16 protein-coding genes are annotated in these 18,014 nt (G+C 66.4%); 5 read left to right on the forward strand and 11 right to left on the reverse strand.

Going from position 1 to position 18,014, the window contains the following annotated elements:
- Positions 1–62: 62 nt before the first annotated feature.
- From SRU_RS08565 to SRU_RS08575, 3 genes are all read left to right on the forward strand, one after another.
- Positions 63–1,202, forward strand: coding sequence for a 5-(carboxyamino)imidazole ribonucleotide synthase (locus tag SRU_RS08565; RefSeq protein ID WP_011404366.1), 1,140 nt, complete (start codon positions 63–65; stop codon positions 1,200–1,202).
- A 138-nt stretch (positions 1,203–1,340) separates the two neighbouring features.
- Positions 1,341–1,853: a 5-(carboxyamino)imidazole ribonucleotide mutase gene (purE, locus tag SRU_RS08570; protein ID WP_011404367.1), complete on the forward strand. Its 513-nt coding sequence runs from the start codon at positions 1,341–1,343 to the stop codon at positions 1,851–1,853.
- A gap of 29 nt (positions 1,854–1,882) precedes the next feature.
- Positions 1,883–3,958 carry a trypsin-like peptidase domain-containing protein gene (locus SRU_RS08575; protein ID WP_112904109.1) on the forward strand — a complete coding sequence of 692 codons (2,076 nt, stop codon included), beginning with the start codon at positions 1,883–1,885 and terminating at the stop codon, positions 3,956–3,958.
- Between the two features lie 62 nt (positions 3,959–4,020).
- Here the strand turns inward: SRU_RS08575 and tyrS are convergent, their stop codons facing one another.
- From tyrS to ffh, 8 genes are all read right to left on the reverse strand, one after another.
- Positions 4,021–5,259, reverse strand: coding sequence for a tyrosine--tRNA ligase (gene tyrS, locus SRU_RS08580; RefSeq protein WP_011404369.1), 1,239 nt, complete (start codon positions 5,257–5,259; stop codon positions 4,021–4,023).
- Between the two features lie 60 nt (positions 5,260–5,319).
- Entirely contained in the window at positions 5,320–5,784 is a 465-nt protein-coding gene (gene smpB / locus SRU_RS08585) for an SsrA-binding protein SmpB (RefSeq protein WP_011404370.1), read from the reverse strand.
- A gap of 169 nt (positions 5,785–5,953) precedes the next feature.
- Positions 5,954–6,769: an MqnA/MqnD/SBP family protein gene (locus tag SRU_RS08590; protein ID WP_011404371.1), complete on the reverse strand. Its 816-nt coding sequence runs from the start codon at positions 6,767–6,769 to the stop codon at positions 5,954–5,956.
- A 66-nt stretch (positions 6,770–6,835) separates the two neighbouring features.
- On the reverse strand, positions 6,836–7,192 hold the full coding sequence (gene rplS / locus SRU_RS08595; RefSeq protein ID WP_011404372.1) for a 50S ribosomal protein L19: 357 nt from the start codon (positions 7,190–7,192) through the stop codon (positions 6,836–6,838).
- 61 nt (positions 7,193–7,253) lie between these two features.
- The gene (gene trmD, locus SRU_RS08600) at positions 7,254–7,979 is read right to left on the reverse strand and encodes a tRNA (guanosine(37)-N1)-methyltransferase TrmD (RefSeq protein ID WP_011404373.1); all 726 of its coding nucleotides are present in this window, start codon (positions 7,977–7,979) and stop codon (positions 7,254–7,256) included.
- Between the two features lie 45 nt (positions 7,980–8,024).
- The gene (gene rimM / locus SRU_RS08605) at positions 8,025–8,621 is read right to left on the reverse strand and encodes a ribosome maturation factor RimM (protein ID WP_011404374.1); all 597 of its coding nucleotides are present in this window, start codon (positions 8,619–8,621) and stop codon (positions 8,025–8,027) included.
- A gap of 29 nt (positions 8,622–8,650) precedes the next feature.
- A complete protein-coding gene (gene rpsP / locus SRU_RS15840) occupies positions 8,651–9,268 on the reverse strand; it encodes a 30S ribosomal protein S16 (RefSeq protein WP_011404375.1) in 618 nt (205 codons plus the stop codon).
- A 71-nt stretch (positions 9,269–9,339) separates the two neighbouring features.
- The gene (gene ffh, locus SRU_RS08615; protein ID WP_011404376.1) at positions 9,340–10,725 is read right to left on the reverse strand and encodes a signal recognition particle protein; all 1,386 of its coding nucleotides are present in this window, start codon (positions 10,723–10,725) and stop codon (positions 9,340–9,342) included.
- A gap of 360 nt (positions 10,726–11,085) precedes the next feature.
- Here ffh and SRU_RS08620 point away from each other — a divergent pair, with 360 nt between their 5' ends.
- Positions 11,086–11,664, forward strand: a complete 579-nt coding sequence (locus tag SRU_RS08620) for a 5-formyltetrahydrofolate cyclo-ligase (protein WP_237701689.1) — start codon at positions 11,086–11,088, stop codon at positions 11,662–11,664.
- Positions 11,665–11,707: 43 nt separating this feature from the next.
- On the forward strand, positions 11,708–12,379 hold the full coding sequence (locus SRU_RS08625) for a PspC domain-containing protein (RefSeq protein ID WP_011404378.1): 672 nt from the start codon (positions 11,708–11,710) through the stop codon (positions 12,377–12,379).
- 11 nt (positions 12,380–12,390) lie between these two features.
- Here the strand turns inward: SRU_RS08625 and SRU_RS08630 are convergent, their stop codons facing one another.
- The 3 genes from SRU_RS08630 to polA form a co-directional block, all read right to left on the reverse strand.
- Entirely contained in the window at positions 12,391–13,710 is a 1,320-nt protein-coding gene (locus tag SRU_RS08630; RefSeq protein ID WP_112904111.1) for a M16 family metallopeptidase, read from the reverse strand.
- An 82-nt stretch (positions 13,711–13,792) separates the two neighbouring features.
- A complete protein-coding gene (locus SRU_RS08635; protein WP_051010815.1) occupies positions 13,793–15,106 on the reverse strand; it encodes a M16 family metallopeptidase in 1,314 nt (437 codons plus the stop codon).
- A 122-nt stretch (positions 15,107–15,228) separates the two neighbouring features.
- Positions 15,229–18,009 (reverse strand): DNA polymerase I, encoded by a 2,781-nt coding sequence (polA, locus tag SRU_RS08640; protein ID WP_011404381.1) that lies wholly within the window; start codon positions 18,007–18,009, stop codon positions 15,229–15,231.
- Positions 18,010–18,014 lie beyond the last annotated feature (5 nt).

The raw sequence follows: 18,014 nt of genomic DNA on the forward strand, positions 1-18,014 counted from the left end.
TCCGGGCCTCCCGATTTGATTCCCGACCCGTACGCAATCTCGCCCCGACCGAATTCTCACGCATGAGTTCAACGTTTCCGACGATCGGCATTCTCGGCGGTGGACAGCTCGGCAAGATGATGGCGGCCGAGGCCGTTCGCATGAGCGTGGATGCCCGGCTGTTGTCCCCGAAGGAGGCCGGGCCGATGCAACCCTACACGGGCGCCCGGGTCGGCGACTGGACCGACCCGGACGTGCTTCGCCCCTTCACGGCCGACTGTGACGTGGTGACGGTCGAGAGCGAGTGGGCCCCCGCCGACGCCGCCGCCGAGGTGCTGCCGGACGGCGCCGCCCTCTGGCCCTCCACCCAAACCCTTTCCCTCATCAAGGACAAGGGCGTGCAGAAACAGCACCTCGCCGACGCCGGGTGCCCGGTGCCGGCGTTTGCGTGCTGCGAAACCCTCGACGAGGCCCTCGACGCCGCGGAGGAGTTCGGCTATCCGGTGGTCCTGAAGCAGTATCGCGGGGCCTACGACGGCTACGGCAACGCCACGGCCGCCGCCGAGGACGAGCTCCGCGAGGCCTGGCCCGACCTGGCCACCGAGGACGGCGCGATGGTCGAAACGTTCGCGGACTTTGCCCGCGAACTCGCGGTGCAGGTGGCCCGGCGGCCGGGTGGAAACCAGGTCGTGTATCCGGTCGCCTACACCGAGCAGCGCGACCACCGGTGCCACGCCGTGGAGGTGCCCGCCGACATCGACGATGCGATCGCCGACAAGGCCCGGCACATCGCACAAAAGTCCGTCGACGCGGTGGAGGGGGTGGGCCTGATCGCCGTCGAGCTTTTTGAAATGCCCGACGGGCGTGTGCTCGTCAACGAGCTCGCCCCCCGCCCCCACAACACCGGCCACTACTCGATTGAGGGCGCCGCCACGTCCCAGTTCGAGAACCACGTGCGGGCCGTTCTGGACTGGCCCCTGGGGGATCCCTCCCTGCGCACCCCGGTGGCTGTAATGGTAAATGTGCTGGGCCGCCGCGAGGGCACCCCCCCGCAGACGACCGGCCTCCCGCGTGCCCTCGACACCGAGGGCGTGACCCCGCACATCTACGGCAAGCCCGACGTGCGTCCCGGCCGCAAGATGGGCCACGTCACTGCCCTCGGTGCCGACCGCGCCGACACGCGAAAGCGAGCCGAAATGGCCGCCAGCGCGATTGAACTGTAGTCGCTCGGGCATGCCTCCCCCAACGGCACGGGGGGCCGCGTTCCCGACGCGATCCAGGCCGACGTTTGGGCCCCGCCACGCCCCGAGCAGCCCCTACGGATCTACGTCGTCTCTCTCCCAATCCACTTCCGACCGACCATGTCTACGTCTTCTGCACCGCCCGTTGGCATCGCCATGGGCAGCGACTCCGATCTTCCCGTCATGGAGGACGCCGCCGAGGTGCTCGACGAGTTTGACGTGTCCTACGAGATGCGCGTCCTCTCCGCCCATCGCACCCCCGGCGTGATGAAAGAGTACGCCGAGACGGCGCAGGAGCGCGGCGTGGAGGTCATGATCGCCGGCGCCGGCGGGGCCGCCCACCTGCCCGGCATGCTCGCCGCCAGTACCCCCCTCCCCGTCATCGGCGTGCCTGTAAAAACCAGCACGATGAACGGGGTCGACTCCCTGCTCTCCATCGTGCAGATGCCGGGCGGCGTGCCCGTCGGGTCCGTCGCCATCAACGCCGCCGACAATGCCGCCCTGCTGGCCGTCCAAATTCTCGGCGTCCAGGATCCTGACCTCCGTGCCGAGATGACCGCGTACAAGGACGACCTGACGGAGACGGTGGAGGAGATGGACGAGCGCGTGTCCGACCGTTCGAGCGACCGCTAACGTCGATCTCCCCCGAGTCCTCGCGCGCAATGTTTCCTCGGAGATACACACTCGTTGTACTCGGCGTACTGGTGGGGTGCGCGTGGGGTGCAGGCCCCGCCTCCGCCCAGGAGCGGACGGCGCTCCCTTCGCGTCAGCATGCCACGGTCCGCCCGACCGCCGACGTCGCTCAAGCATCGCTGCCCTCCGTGGACGCGGCCGCGCTCCGCGCGGAAGATCGGGCGGCAAGCGATCGCGTCGGCCCGTACCGCTACGGCCAGACCCTCGAGGCGAACCTGTCGCCCTCACGGCACGGAACGTGGGAGCAGCTTCCGTCCGGGCGCTGGCTGTGGCGTCTGCGCATCGAGTCGCAGGATGCCGTCTCCCTGAGCGTCGGGTTCTCCACTTTTCAACTGCCGCCCGACGCCACCCTCTTCCTCCACGGCGCGGACGCGTCGGCCGTCCACGGCCCCTACACCGCGGCGGACGCGACCGAAGGGCAGCACTGGACGCCGCTCGTTCGGGGGGACGAACTTGTTCTGGAGCTGGAAACGGACAATCGGGAACGGGTCACCGGGCTCACGGTCGGCCATGTCGTCCACGGATACCGGGCCTTGCCCACGGGCCCCCAAACGCCCCGTTCGAAGTCGGGCGCCTGCAACCTCGACGTCGCCTGTGAGGCGGCCGACCGCTGGCGTGATCAGGTGCGTGCCGTGGGCGGGTACACCCTGCGCCGGGGACAGGACAACCTGTTTTGCTCCGGCTCCCTCGTCAACAACACAGCCCGGGATGCCCGCCCCCTCTTCCTGACCGCCGAGCACTGTGTCCAGCGTCCCGGCCAGGCAAACAGCATGGTCTTCTACTGGAACTTCCAGACCGCCGACTGCCGATCTCTAGGCTCGGACGAGAACGGCACGTTTCCAGACGACTCGCTGGCCGTCGGCGGGTGGGACCAGACCTCGTCTGGTGCCATCCTTCGAGCTCGATACGGCAACTTTCACCGAGAGGAGAGGACAATTTTCGGGAAGCCTGACCTGACCCTCGTCGAGGTGGACGACGACATCCCGGACTCTTACAATCTGTACCTGAACGGCTGGAGCCGCGAAGGCGAGGCCACCAGCGAGAGCGTCACCATCCACCATCCACGGGGGCATGGGAAGCGCATCAGTTTCGACGACGACCCATCCTCCATTACCGGCTTCGGCCGGAGCGATCAGGGCGGCACCCATCTCCGCATTGGCGACTGGGAGCTGGGCACGACAGAAGGCGGCTCGTCGGGCGGCCCGCTCTACGACGCCGACCAGAAGGTCGTAGGGGTCTTGTCGGGCGGGTTTGCGGGCTGTACCGGCGACGGCACCGACAACGACCAACCCGATTGGTACGGCCGCCTCGCCGCGGGCTTCGAGAGCGGGGACTACAACAACACCACCGTCGCGGACGTGCTCGATCCTCGAAATACAGACGCCGAAACCCTCGGCGGGCGTCCGCTGAGCGACAGCCCCGACACCACCCCGCCCGCGTCCGTCCGGGACTTCCAAATCAGCGAGGTAAACACCAGTGCGCCGTCCGTGTCACTGCGGTGGACCGCCACCGGTGACGACGGGCGGACCGGGTCGGCCCAGCGGTATCTGCTCCGCTACGACACGACCCGCATCGAATCCGCGGCGGACTTCGAGCAGGCCCGGTCCGTGAGCGCGCCGCCCCTCCCGGCCCCCGCGGGTCGGACGGAGACCGCCACCGTGACGTCGTCGGACGGGCTCGAGGCGGGTCGCACCTACTACTTTGCGCTCGTCGCCGAGGACGACGCCGGGAACCGATCGCCGCTGGCGTCCCCCGATCGTGCGGTAGCGCTGGTACGGGAGATTCAAATCGATGAGGGGGGCGTCGCCTCCGGGGCCGGTTCCTCCTCCCAAACCCGGTTCGTCCTCAACAACACCCAGGAGGTGCGCGTCACGCTTTATGATTTGCTCGGGCGACGCGTCCGGGTCCTGCTCGACGAAGAGGTTCCGGAGGGCTTTCGGCAGAACGTGCCCATCCCCACACGTTCTCTTTCCAGCGGTCCGTACTTTCTGCGTTTCGTCGGGGAGCAGTTCGCCACCACCCGCAAGATCGTCGTCGTGAACTGACGTGAGCTGAACCGTGTCGCCTGGGCGTTTGCGATAGGCCGCCTCAGGAATCTGGGCCCGCCTTACACGTCCGTCCCGTTTTCGGGCGGACGAATGCGGGCGAACCGGCGCTTGCCCACCTGGAGCACGAACGGCGCCTCCTCGGCCACGTCGATGTAGCGCCCGGTGTCGGTCACCTTCTCCTCGTCGATCGTGACGGCCCCCTGCTCAATCATGCGGCGGCCCTCGCTGTTGGAGTCCGTGAGGTCGGCGTGGCGCATCAGGTTCAGAAGGCCGACCTCCGCCCCGTCCTCCGGCGTCGGCGTGTACTCCGGCAGATCGTCCGGCACGCCCCCCTCCACGACGGTCTGCTCGAAGTGCTCCTCGGCCCGATCCGCGGCCTCTTCCCCATGGTACATCTCCACGATGCGGCGGGCCAGTTGGGCCTTCGCCGCCCGCGGGTTGCTCTCGGCAAACTGCTTGACCTTCGGGAGCTGCTCGGTCGGGATGTCGGTGACGAGCTCCACGTAGCGGTAGATCAGGTCGTCGGGCACCGACATGGTCTTGCCGTACATGTCTTCCGGCGCCTCGGCGATGCCGATGGCATTGTCGAGGGACTTCGACATCTTGTCGGAGCCGTCGGTGCCCTCCAGGAGCGGGAGCATCATGCAGACCTGCGCCGCCTGGTCGTTGGCCTCCTGCAGACGCCGCGCCAGGAGCAGGTTGAAGCGCTGATCGGTGCCGCCCAGCTCCACGTCCGCCTCGATGTGGACGGAGTCGCGCGCCTGCGCCAGCGGGTACAGAAATTCGTGCAGGCTGATGGGCTGGCCCGCCTCGTAGCGCTCGTTGAAGTCGTCGCGCTTCAGCATCTGCGCGACCGTCTGCTGGGCCGCCAGCTCGATGACGTCACTGAAGCGCATCTCGTCGAGCCACTCCGAGTTGTACCGGATCTCCGTCTTGTTCGGATCGAGCACACGGGTGGCCTGCTCGTAGTAGCTCTGGCCGTGCTCGCGCGTCTCCTCGAGCGTGAGCTGGGGGCGCGTCTTGGAGCGGCCGGACGGATCGCCGATCATGCCCGTGAAGTCGCCCACGATGAGGACGGCCCGGTGGCCGAAGTCCTGAAACTGCCGCAGCTTGCGGAGGACCACCGTGTGGCCGAGGTGAAGGTCCGGGCGACTGGGGTCGCACCCGAGCTTCACGGTCAGGGGCGTGTCCGTCTCCCGCGACGTGCGAAGCTTCTCGGCAAGCTCGTCTTCCGGGACAATCTCCTCCGCCCCGCGGCGGAGAACCGTCATCTGCTCGTCGACCGGCGGAAATGCCATGCCTACGTCCTCGTCGTCAATGATACAACTCGTGTTGATCTCCCCGTCCTGGACCTCGACCTAAAAATTATAGTCGCTCTGCTCCCGTTCCAGTCGGCGCTCCATCTCCCGCTCCTTGATGGCCTGGCGCTTGTCGTGCTTCTGGCGGCCCTTCGCGATTCCAATCTTTAGCTTTGCCCATCCGTCGCGGAAGTAGAGCGACAGCGGGACAATCGTGTAGCCCTCCTGCTCGGCCATCTGGCCCCACTTGCCAATCTGCTGGTCGTGGAGCAGGAGCTTCCGGTTGCGCCGCGGTTCGTGCCCGAACGGGCCGGCCTCCTCGTACGGCTTGATGTACATCCCGTGGATCTTCATCTCCCCCTCCCGATCGACCTGACAGTACGCCCCGTCCAGGCTCGCCTTGCCCTGGCGCACCGATTTGACCTCGGACCCCTCCAGGACGAGCCCCGCCTCCAGGGTTTCTTCAATGTCGTACTCGAACTGCGCCTTCTTATTGCGCGCAACGACCTCGGTGCCTTCAGCCATGGCGGGTCATCGATGCAGTGAGGAATCCGGTGATTTATGCAGTGGGGCCACGGCGCACACGTTCGGACAGGTTGAGCAGCTTGGGAATCGGGGCTGCAGCGACCTATGCCTAACTGAAACCGCCAAAAAACCACACGCCGCTGACCGCAGTGCCCAGTGCCCCAATGAATCAATGCTCTTCCTCCTCTTCCTCCTCTTCATCCTCGTCGAGGTACACGAGCGGGAGGTCGGGGACGTCCTCCGTCACGTCGTAGTAGAAGAGATACTTCCGAAACTCCGTCAGGCTCGCGATGGCGAGTTTGTCGAGCCCGGTGCGGAGGTCCTCGCGGTAGAACTCGTTCAGCGAGGCGGTGGTCTCCTGCGCCTGCACCCATACGTCGCGGTTATCGTCGGCCGCCTCGCCCGAGGCGATCAGCGCCTCGATCATCTCGTCCGTCGACTGGTCCCGCTTGGTGACGTACAGCCCCCACACCATCGGGTAGTTGGAGAGCTCGTACCACTCGCGCCCGATGTCCATCGTGAAGGGCTCGGGCTGAAGGGAAGGCACGTTGGGGCCGACCAGCAGGGCCGCGTCCTCCTCGGTATCGAGCAGCGCTTGCGGGGCCCGGGCGTCGTACGGGACGAACGTGGGGTCGACCTGGTAGTGCTCGTGCAGGACGATCCGGGTCGCGATGCGCTCCTGCGCGACGCGCCGGTCGTAGGCGATGGTCTCCGGGAAGTCGTGCAGCCCCCCCTGCCACACGAGCCGGGCGTACGGGTACCGCCACGAAACCAGCCCCACACTCGGAAGCACGTCGATGGCGTTGCTCGCCTGCAGGGCCAGCATCGTGGGCATCAGCGCCACGTCGACCTCGTCCTCCACCAGCATCGCCGCACACTGCTCGGGGCGATGCCGCGTGATCCGAAACGGATTCTCGACGGCACCGGACGTGAAGCCCGACGCCAGAAACTCAGCGGGCGGATAGTCCCAGATTGCGAGGTCCATGGGGACGCAAAACGAGTCCGAAGTCTACGAGCAGAGGCGTGCGTGCAGGCCCTCTCCGCTACGCCCCTAGTTCCCCCGAATCTGCTCCTGAATCCGGGCGTCCTTGCCCGACAGGCCACGGAGGTACGAAAGCTTCGACCGGTTTACGGCCCCACGACGAACGACGTCGATCTGGGCCACCCGCGGGGAGTGGACCGGGAAGATGCGCTCGACGCCCACGCCTTCGGACACCTTGCGAACCGTAATCGTCTCGTTCGGCCCGGAGCCACGACGTGAAAGGCACACCCCCTCGAACTGCTGGATGCGCTCCTTCTCGCCTTCAACCACCCGGAGGTGGACGTTTACCGTGTCCCCGGAGTCAAAGTCCGGCACGTCGTCGCGAAGCTGCGTCGCCTCGACGACGCTCATAAGGTCAGTAGCCATGTCACTGTTCTATTGTTGGGTGAAACAAACAATGGTCGGTCAACGCCGGAGGCGCGTATGCCTACTGCGAAGACGCCTCGGTCGAATCGTTGTTGGTGTCGGGTAGGAGATCGGGCCGGCGGTCCCGGGTCTTTTCGAGTCGCTTTTCATCCCGCCAGCGGGCGATGGCCTGATGGTCGCCCGAGCGGAGGACGGACGGCACTTCGTGCCCCCGAAACTCAGCCGGGCGTGTGTAGACCGGCGCGCCCAGAAGCCCGTCCTGAAACGCGTCCGTGAGGGCCGACGAGCTGTCGCCCAGCGCGCCCGGCACGAGGCGAACGACCGCGTCGACCAGCATCAGTGCCGGCAGCTCCCCGCCGCTGAGAACCACGTCGCCAATCGACACTTCACGCGTGACGAGGAGGTCCCGAACCCGCTGGTCGATGCCCTTGTAGTGCCCCGCAATCAGAATGAGGTGGCCCTCCATCGAGAGGCGGTTGGCCATCGACTGATCGAGCCGCGCACCGTCGGGCGTAAGGTAAATGATGTCGTCCGCCTCTCCGGCCGCCCCCTCGATCGCCTCCACGGCCCGAAACAGCGGCTCCGGCTTCAGCACCATCCCGGCGCCCCCGCCGAACGGGCGGTCGTCCACCTGTCGGTGCTTGTCGGTCGCGTACTCCCGAAGGTTGTGCACCTGGAGGGTGGCCACGTCCGATTCCTGTGCCCGCTGCAGAATGCTATGCTGAAGGGGCTCCTCCACGAGGGCGGGGAGGGCCGTCACAATGTCAATGCGTATGCTCCCAGGCATGCCGGTCAACAACGGTCTTCTGAGTGTGCCACGGGCTGCACTGCCCTACGCGTCCATCAATCCGTCGATGGGACGCACGACGATCCGTTCCGCTTCCTCGTCGATCTCGATGATGAAGTCGTCGATGGCCGGGATCATCGCCTCCGTGTCCTCAGGGGTCCGGACCACGAAGAGGTCCTGTGCCGGCATCTCCATGAAGTCCGCGACGGTGCCCTGCACCGCCCCCTCCTCGGTGACAACGGTCCAGCCCACCAGGTCGTCGGCAAACAGCTCGTCGTCTTCCAGGCCCAGGGCCGCCTCGGTGGCAAACACGTCCATTTTGGCGACCGCCTCGGCGTCGTCCCGGTCCACGATGCCGTCGAGCCCCAGAATGACCGTGATGCCGCGCTTCGTCTTCTGGTAGCGGACCGATGCGATGTCGTGGCGTACGACGCGACGCGGATGCGGCCCCACAAACACCGTGGGCAGCACCTCAAAACGCGCCGGATCGTCGGTCGCGGACGGGTCGATTTTGAGCTCTCCGTCCAGCCCGTGGGGGCGGAAGATAAACCCCACCTTCACGAGGTCGGTCGGCGGGACGTCCGCGAAGTCCGGACCCGGATCCGCCGAATCGTCGGGCGTGGAGGCCGTCGGGGGAGGCATAGCACAGGGGCCGAAGGCTCCGCTCGGGACTACTCGTCTTCGGGCTCTTCGTTGTCGTCGGCGTCGGCCGACGCGTCGGTCTCGTCCGCCTCGTCCGCGGCGGCCTCCGGCTCGTCCGTCTCGGAAGCGGCGTCGGCGTCCTCGGCGTCCGCCGTCTCGACGTCTTCGGCCTCTTCGGCCTCCGTCTCTTCCTGAACGGCCGACAGCGGGGTGGCCTGGGCGCGCAACTGGGCTTCCTCGTCGATCTCCTCGGCCCGCTCGCGCTCCCGCTCCAGCGGGTCCTGGCCGCGTGTGCCAACGGCGATCTTCACCTCCTCGCCCTGCTCGGCCATGCGCTCTCGAAACTCTTCGACGGCCGACTCGATCTCGCCCGGCGACTCGCCCTTCTTCTTCAGGTGGTGATGGAGCAGGAGGCCCCGGCGGCGCAGGATGGACCGCACCGTGTCGCTCGGCTGCGCCCCGTTTTCGAGCCAGTAGAGGGCCCGGTCTTCCTCCAGGCGCACCTCGGCGGGTTCGCGGAGCGGAAAGTAGCGGCCGATGTCCTCGATGTAGCGGCCGTCCCGCGCGTTGCGCTGGTCGGCAGCGACGATCGAATAGACCGGAATCTTTTTGCGCCCAATGCGGCGCAGTCGAAGCTTAACAGACACGTGTTCGTTCGGGTGTGTTCAGTTCAACAATCGTGAAAGGTGCGCAAGCAGTTCTACCGGCGGCCCTCGTCCTAGCGTGGACTCCGACTCTGGCCCCCACCGCCCCCCGTAATCTTGTCCATGAGACTCGAGATGTCTACGTCCTGCCCCTTGCTCGTCATCTTCTGCATTGTCTTCATCATGTCCTTCATCTCCTCGAACTGGCTGACCAGCTGGTTCACGTCGCGGACCTCGTTCCCACTCCCCCGGGCGATGCGGCGCCGACGGGTGCCGTTTAGAATGTCCGGGTGGGCCCGCTCCTCCGGGGTCATCGACTGAATAATCGCCTCGATGTGCGTGAAGGCCTCCTCGTCGATGTCGAGGTCGCTAATCTTGTTGCCGACCCCCGGAATCATGCCCATGAGCTCTTTGATCGAGCCCATCTTTTGGATGCGCTGGAGCTGATCGTAGAAGTCCTGAAGGTCAAACTCCTCGGAGCGAATCTTCTCCTGGAGGCGCTCGGCCTCCTGTTCGTCGTACTGCTCCTGGGCACGCTCCACGAACGAGACCACGTCGCCCATGCCCAGGATGCGCTGGGCCATGCGGTCCGGGTAGAACGGCGTGAGCGCGTCGAGCTTCTCACCGGTGGAGGCAAACTTGATCGGCTTGTTGACCACCGTCCGGATCGAGAGCGCCGCGCCACCGCGTGTATCCCCGTCCAGCTTGGACAGGACCACCCCGTCGTAGTCGATGCGCTCGTTGAACTCTTTGGCGGTGTTTACCGCGTCCTGTCCCGTCATGCTGTCGACGACGAACAGGGTTTCGTTCGGCGCCACCGTCGTCTTGATGTCCTCCACCTCCTGCATCATCGCCTCGTCGATGTGCATGCGCCCCGCCGTGTCGATGATGACAATGTCGCGGGCGGTGTTCTGGGCCTCCGTAACGGCCTCGTTGGCCACGCGCACGGCATCCTCAACGATCTCGCCGTCGTCCTCAATCGAATAGACGGGCGCGTTGACCTGGTCGGCCAGCGTCTTGAGCTGGTCCACGGCGGCGGGCCGGTACACGTCCGAGGCGGCCAGAAGCGGCGCGTGTCCCTCCTTCCGGAAGTGGCGGGCGAGCTTGGCACAGAAGGTCGTCTTGCCGGAGCCCTGCAGGCCGGCGACGAGAATCACCGTGGGCGGCGTCTCCGCCATCTCGATGCCCTCGTGCTCGCCGCCCAGCACCCGGGTCAGCTCGTCGTGCATGATCTTCGTCAACTGCTCGCCCGGGGTGACCGAGGTCAGAACATCCTCCCCCGTAGCCGCCTCCTTGACGTTCGCGGTAAACTCCTTCGCAACCTGGTAGTTGACGTCCGCGTTCAGCAACGCACGGCGGATCTCCCGCATCGTCTCGGCGACGTTCACCTCGTCGATGCGGCCCTGGCCCGTGACGGACTGCAGGGCGCCCTCAAGTTTTTGGGACAATCCTTCAAACATGATGGTGTGCGTCGGCTCGTCTCGTCGATATTGGGACCTGCCTCCGCCGCAGGCAGCAGAACGGAGAGGCGGCCTGTCGCCCCTCCCAGTGGCTAATCTGCACCAGAGACTGTTCCCCTGAATTGCTGGCTCAACCGGTCCCTATACGTATTGGACGCCACGATTCGATCCATTCCCGGAAGGGTGTTCATCCATAATTCGCCACCCCGCCCTCGGGACGCGGAAGCCTCCGTAACAATCCCCCCACGGCGTCCGCTATGGCACATCCCCGGCAGGGATCGTTTTTGGACAATGACGCGTAATTCTGTTAGGATTCTTGGCCCAATCGATCACCAGCCTTTTTCACCGTGAATGGGCTCAATGGGCTCTCAAGCCAAAACCTCGTGGCGCCGCCGGTTTCGGTCCTATCGTCGTTCGTTATCGGCCCGATCGTGTCGCGCCCGCAGCAGCCTGATTGTGCACCGGGCCCTGGGCGCCCCCCCCGTGGCCCCGGCACAGGTCGTGCACGTGTACTGGCCGATCACGGCCCAGCGCGAGGTCGACACGCGCCCGCTCATCGCGCTGCTTCGGGCCCGAGACGTGGAGGTCGTCCTGCCGGTCGTTACGAGTTTTGAGGCGGAGACGCCCACCCTGGAACATCGCCGGTACGACGGCCCGGGGTCGCTGACGGCCAATCGTTGGGACATCCGAGAGCCCAAGCACACAGAGCGGGTCCCGCCCGGCGCGATTGACGTGGTGTTCGTGCCGGCCTTGGGCGTCGGCCAAGACGGACACCGAATCGGCCATGGGTCGGGATACTACGACGCGTTCCTCCAGTCGGTCGCCTGTCTACGCGTTGCGCTGACGTACGAGGCCTGCCTGGTTCCCTCCCTGCCAAATGCCTCCCACGACGTGCCGGTGACCACGATCGTTACCGAACAACAGGTTCTCGCCCCGTAGGCTCCCCCCCGCGGGCTCTCCCTCACAACCGCCCCTCTCCGACATGTCTTCTCCGCGCTCCCGGTCTCAACGGTCCTCAGAGACAACCGACGAGTCCTTCGAGCAGCCGTCGGCCTTCGAGGTGGGCGAGACCACGCTCGACCTGGACGACATCTCCGAGGAAGAGCTGGACACCCTGTACTTCAGCGACGACACGGACACGTCCGGCCTCTTCAACCTGCCCACCGTGACCGGACTGACGCTGATCCTGGCCGGCACCATTTACCTCCTGAGCGAACTCGGGGCCTGGACCGGCCTGGCCTTTTCCGGTCTCATCCTTCCCTGGCTGGTGGGCGTCGGGGTCATCCTGCTCGGGTTCGGCCTTCTCACGTGGCGCTCGTCGGCCAAAGACGACCCCGAGTCCACGACGACCAAAAAGGCCGTGGAGGCGGAGACCGGCCAGACGAAGGTGGTGGAGGAGCCGAAAAAGTCAGACAACAAGCAGCTGACCCGTTCCCGCACCGACAAAAAGCTGTTTGGCGTGTGCGGTGGGATCGCAGAATACCTGAACCTCGACCCCACCCTCGTCCGCATCGCGTTCGTCGTCGGGGTGATCGGGTCCGGGGGGCCGTTCGTGCTCGGCTACTTCGCCCTGGCCTTCATCATGCCGAAGGAGCCCCCCCTCACCCCCGAGGAACGGCTCTCGATCATCCGGGACGAGGTGGACGAGTCGTAGACCCAGCCCGCTCACGCCCCCGCCGTTGCCTCAGCAGCGCGGGGCCGGGTCCCCGCAAGGGCCTCCTGCATCGACGCCGGATCGAGGTAGTCTTGAATCGCGGCGTTCACCTCGTCCAGCGTAAGCGCCCGAATTTCTTCGGGAAAGTCGTCGAGGTAGGCGACGTCGAAGCCCCGCTCGGCGTTGGTCAAGATGGACTGGGCCAGGCGGTCGGTGGTGGCCAGGCCGACGGAGTACGAGCCGGTGATCGTCGTCTTCTTCGCGTCGAGCTCCTCCGCCGTGGCCCCCTCCGCCACGAACTCGCGGATGACGTCCGTCGTCGCCGCGATGCCCTCGTCCACGGCGTCGTGGCTGAGGGTGACGCTCGTCTGCCACGACCCGACGTACCGGGTGCTCACCCCGGATAGGCTCGACCGGATGCTGTAGGTGAGCCCCATCTCGTCGCGGACGGTGGACATGAGGCGCGCCGCAAAGTTGCCGCCGAGGATGTAGTTGCCGACGTAGAACGCGGGGTAGTCGTCGTGGTCCCGTCGGATGGGGACCGCGTGGCCCAGGCGCACATCCACGTTCGACTTGTCCGGCATCGGGACGGTGGTGCGGCCGACCTCCGTAGAGACCGCATCGGTGTCGTGGGTGGCCGGGGCGTCGTGCGGTGCCCACCCGGCGAACGTCTCGTCCACGACCGAGGCCACCGCGTCGTGCTGAAGGTCCCCGACCACGGCGAGGGTCCACTCGTTGGCCCCGAAGTGGGCCTCGTGGTAGTCCCGCACGTCCTGCACCGTGAGGCCCTGCAGCCACTCCAGCACCGTTTCCGGGGCCGGAGAATAGTTCGGGTGCCCCTCGGGAAAAAGGCGCTGCGACAGGGCCGTGGAGGCCTGCGCCGACGTCTTCTCCATGCGGCGCTGCAGATCGGCGGCCACCTGCGCCCGGGCCTTCCGAAATTCTTCGGGGTCGAACGCCGGGGCCCGCAGCATCTCGGCCGCAACCTCCAGGACCCGCGGCAGGTCGTCCACCAGCGCCCGGCCGGACATCTCCACGAACAGGCCGTCGCTCGACAGGTCCAGCTTCGCGCCACACGCTTCCAGCACGCGGGCCAGCGCAAAGCGGTCGCGGTGCTCCGTGCCCTTGTCGAGCAGGGACACCGTGAGCTGCTGGCGGAGCGCATCCCCCGCGGCGAGGTCCGGATTCGTCACGAACGACCCCCGGAAGGAGACCACGTCGTTGACCGACGTGCGGAGCGTCAGAAGCCGCCCGGGACCGGCCGTGCGGTCCTGAATGCGGGGGGCGAGGGCTGGATCGGAGTGGGGGCGCGTGGCGGCGGAATCGGACATGAACGGAGCGGTCGGTGGAAGGCAGTGGGCACGGAGACAGGACGGCGTCCCGGATGGGGAGCCGGAATGGGGGGAGCGGGCGTCAGGAGGTGGGGACGTACCGGCCGATGGTGACGCCATCCCTGGTCAGGTACGTCTGGGCGACACGCTGGACATCCTCCGCGGTGACGTCGTCCAGGCGGTCGAGGTATTGGGTGTACAGCTTCCAGTCGCCCGCCGCAAGCGATTCGTTGAGCTGCGAGGCCACGCGCATCGGCCCGTCGCGGTCGAACGCAATTTGGGCACGGAGCTGGCTGCGCGCCCGGTCGAGCTCCTCCTGCGTGACGCCGTTCTCCTGCACGTCCGCGATCGTCTCGTGGATGGCGTCCTCGACCGTCTGGTGGTCCTGATCGGGGGCGAGGTACGCAAACACCGAGAAGAGCCCGGGGTCGCGGAGCCGGAAGTTGATGCCGAAGACGTCACTGGTGAGGCCCTGATCGGTGCACCGCTGAAAGAGGCGACTGCCCTTCCCCGACGCCAAAATGCGCGCCAGCACGTCGAGCACGTCGGAGTCGGCCTCCAGCGCCGGGGGCGACTTGAACCCCATCAGGACCGCCCCGAGCTGGCCGTCCTGTCGGACCGTCACGCGGCGGGGACCGGACTGCTCCGGCTCCTCGGTGGTGACCTGCGGAATGTCGCGCGGGGCCGGCCCGATGTCCCCGAAGTGCTCGGCCACCTCGGCCAGCGTCTCCCCGCGGTCAAACCGGCCGACGATCGAGAGCGTCGCGTTGTTGGGCCAGTAGAACGTGTCGTAGTACTCGCGCAGCCCGTCCGGCGTGATGCGCTCGATGTCGCTCTTCCACCCGATTGTGGGGTGGTGGTAAGGGTGCGCCACGAACGCCGCCCCCCACACCTCGTCGAACAGGCGCGATACCGGGTCATTCTGGTTCCGGTCCCGCTCGTTCAGAATGACGGTGCGCTCGTCCTCCACGTCCTCGGCGTCGATCAGCGCCCCTCGCATCCGGTCGGCCTCAATGTCGAGGGCGAGCGGCAGGTGCTCGGTGGGAAGCATTTCGTAGTAGTTGGTGCGGTCGAGCCAGGTGGACGCGTTCACCTTCGCCCCCACGGACTGGAGCGTCTCGAAGATCGAGGTGCCCTTGCGCTTGTGGTAGCGCTCGGTCCCCTTAAACATGAGGTGCTCCAGCATATGGGTCGCCCCGGTGTGGCCCGTGCGCTCGTTGCGGCTCCCCACGTGGTAGGTCACCATCGAGGTTGCCACCGGCGCCCCGTCCTGGGGCAGCAGCAGAATGCGGAGGTCGTTGTCGACGAGGCGGTAGCACTCGATCCCGTCCGACGCCTCCTGAAAGTCGACGGCGGCGGGGAGGTCGCGGGGCGGAGCGGGGACGGTCTCGGTCATACGGAAATACTGAGATCGAAAAAGGAATGCCGTTGATTGGGGAGAAGAGTGATGCGTGAGGCCGTGATGCGTGAATTGCACACCTTGGCCTGTACTCACGTATCCCCCTTCACGCATCACGCTCAGTGGGCTTCGAGCCAGTTGTCGCCGGTGTCCATGTCGACGGTTACGGGCACATCGTCGAGCGGCAGGGCGTCGCGCATCTCGTCGTCGATCATGGTCTGTGCGGCGTCCAGCTCGTCCGGGGGCACCTCAAACACGAGTTCATCGTGCACCTGCAGCAGCATCTGCGTCGCCCAGTCGTCGCCGGCGAGCCGGTCGTGGATGCGGTTCATCGCAATCTTAATCATGTCCGCCTGCGTGCCCTGAATGGGCATGTTGACGGCCACCCGCTCGGCAGCGCTGCGCGCGTTGCTGTTCGAGCTGTCGATGTCGGGGAGGTAGCGCCGGCGCCCCAGGAGCGTCTCCGCGTAGCCCTTGTCCTGGGCCTTCTCCACCAGCTCGTTCAGGAGCTGCGAGACCCCGGGGTACGACTTCCGGTACTGCTTGATGATGTCCTGCGCCTCGTCGACCGGCATCCGCATCCGCTGGGCGAGCCCCCACGGCGAGATGCCGTACGGAATGCCGTAGTTGACCTCCTTCGCCTTGCTGCGCTGCTCCGGCGTCACGTCTTCGGGGTCGATGCCGTAGACCCGCGCGGCGGCGTCGGTGTGGATGTCGCCCCCCTCCTGAAAGGTCGCCCGCATGGCGTCGTCCCCGCTCATGGCGGCGAGGATGCGCAGCTCGATCTGCGCGTAGTCGGCCGAGAGCAGGGCCCATCCGTCCTTCGGGACGAAGGCGCGCCGGATTTGCCGGCCCATCTCGGTGCGGATGGGAATGTTTTGGAGGTTCGGGTCGCTCGACGAGAGCCGCCCGGTGGCCGTGCGGGTCTGATTGAAGCTGGTGTGCAGGCGCCCCGTCTCGGGGTGGACGAGCTCGCCGAGGCTGTCGAGGTAGGTGCTCTTGAGCTTGTAGGTCGACCGCCAGTCCAGGACGAGCCCCGGAATTTCGTGCTCGGTGGAGAGCTCCTGAAGCACACTCTCCTTGGTGGACGGCTTCCCGGTCGGCGTCTTGGAGACGACCGGAAGGTCGAGCTTCTCGAACAGAATTTCGCCGAGCTGCTGGGTCGAGTTGATGTTGAATTCTTCCCCGGCCAGCTCGAACACCTCCTCCTCGATGCCGCTGAGGCGCTCCTCCAGCCCGGCCAGGATTTCGTCGAGCACGTCCGTGTCGAGCCGAATCCCGGTGTGCTCCATCGTGGCGAGCACGTGCACGAGCGGAAACTCGATGTCGTGGGCCACGTCGAGCACGTTTCCGTCCTCCAGTTGCGCCTCCAGCTCGTCCGCCAGGCGGTACGAAATGTCGGCGTCCTCGCAGGCGTAGGGGGCGGCCGTCTCCACCTCCACCTCCCGCATCGAGTCCCGGTCGGTCTCGTCCCCAATCAGGTCCGCAATGGGGACCATCTTGTAGTTGAGCACCGACCGCGCCACGTCGTCCAGGTTGTGATTTTCCTCCGGGGCCACGAGGTAGTGGGCCACCATCGTATCGAACAGCGTCCCGCCCACCTCGACGCCGTGCTGCTTCAACAGGAGCAGGTCGTACTTCAGATTGTGCCCCAGCTTCTCGGTGTCCCGCGCCAGCACCGGCCCCAGCACGTCGAGGACCGCGTCGGTCGGGGTGTCGTCGGGAAGCGGGGTCGGGACGTAGGTGGCCCTCTCCGCCTCGGAGCTGAACGACAGGCCCACGAGGTCCGCCGTCATCGGGTCTCGGGAGGTCGCCTCCGCGTCGAACGCGTAGCGGGCCTCCTCGCCGAGCCGGTCGGCAAAGGCGTGGAGCTCCTCCTCCGTCCGGACGACCTCGTAATCGACGGCCTCCGGGTCGAGCTCCTGCACCTTCTCGTAGGGGCCGAAGTCGAACTGCAGGTCCGGGTCGTCCTCGTCCGTCTCCTCTTCGGACCCCTCGCCCCCCTCGATACCGAGGCGGTCGCCGAAGGAGTCGAACTCCAGCTCCTGGAAGACGGCCGTAAGCTTCTCCTCGTCCAGCTCGCGCCGCTGGAGCTCGTGCCAGTCGAGGCCCACGTCCAGTTCGGTGCGGATGCGGACGAGCCGTTTGCTGAGACGCGCCTCCTCGGCGTGCTCCTGCATGCCCTCCCGGGCCCGCTTGCCGCTCAGGTCGTCGGCGTGGTCGATCAGGTTTTCCACGGAGTGGTACTCCCGCAGGAGCTTCTGGGCGGTCTTCTCCCCGATGCCGTAGACGCCGGGCACGTTGTCGCTGCTGTCGCCCATCAGGGCCAGCATGTCGACGAATTGGGCCGGGTCCAGGCCATACTCGTCCCGGAAGGTGTCTCCCGTCTTGATCTCAAAGTCCTGGTCCCCCTTGGCGGGCTTGTAGATCGAGACCTTGTCGCTGAGCAGCTGCTTGAAGTCCTTGTCGGGCGAGACGATCACCACGTCGGCGTCATCCGCCTCGGCCTGCTTCGCGAGCGCCCCAATGACGTCGTCGGCCTCCACGCCCGGCACCTCCAGCACCGGAATGTCGAGCCCCTCTACGATCTCCTTGATGTAGGGAATGTTTTCCAGCAGCTCCTCCGGCGGCGGGTCCCGGTTGGCCTTGTAGTCGTCGTACATCTCCTTCCGAAAGGTGTCCTCTTCGCCCTCGTCGAACACCACCGCGGCGTGCTCGATGTCGTGGTCCTCGATCAACTTGAGCAGGGAGTTGGTGAACCCGTACGCCGCGGAGGTATTCTGGCCCTTGGAGTTGATCAGGGGCCGACTGATGAAGATGTAGTGCGCCCGATAGGCCAACGACATCGCGTCGATGAGGTACAGGGCACTGTCATCGGGGGCGGCGTCGGGGGGAGACATGCGAG

Source organism: Salinibacter ruber DSM 13855, from assembly GCF_000013045.1.
Taxonomy (GTDB): domain Bacteria; phylum Bacteroidota; class Rhodothermia; order Rhodothermales; family Salinibacteraceae; genus Salinibacter; species Salinibacter ruber.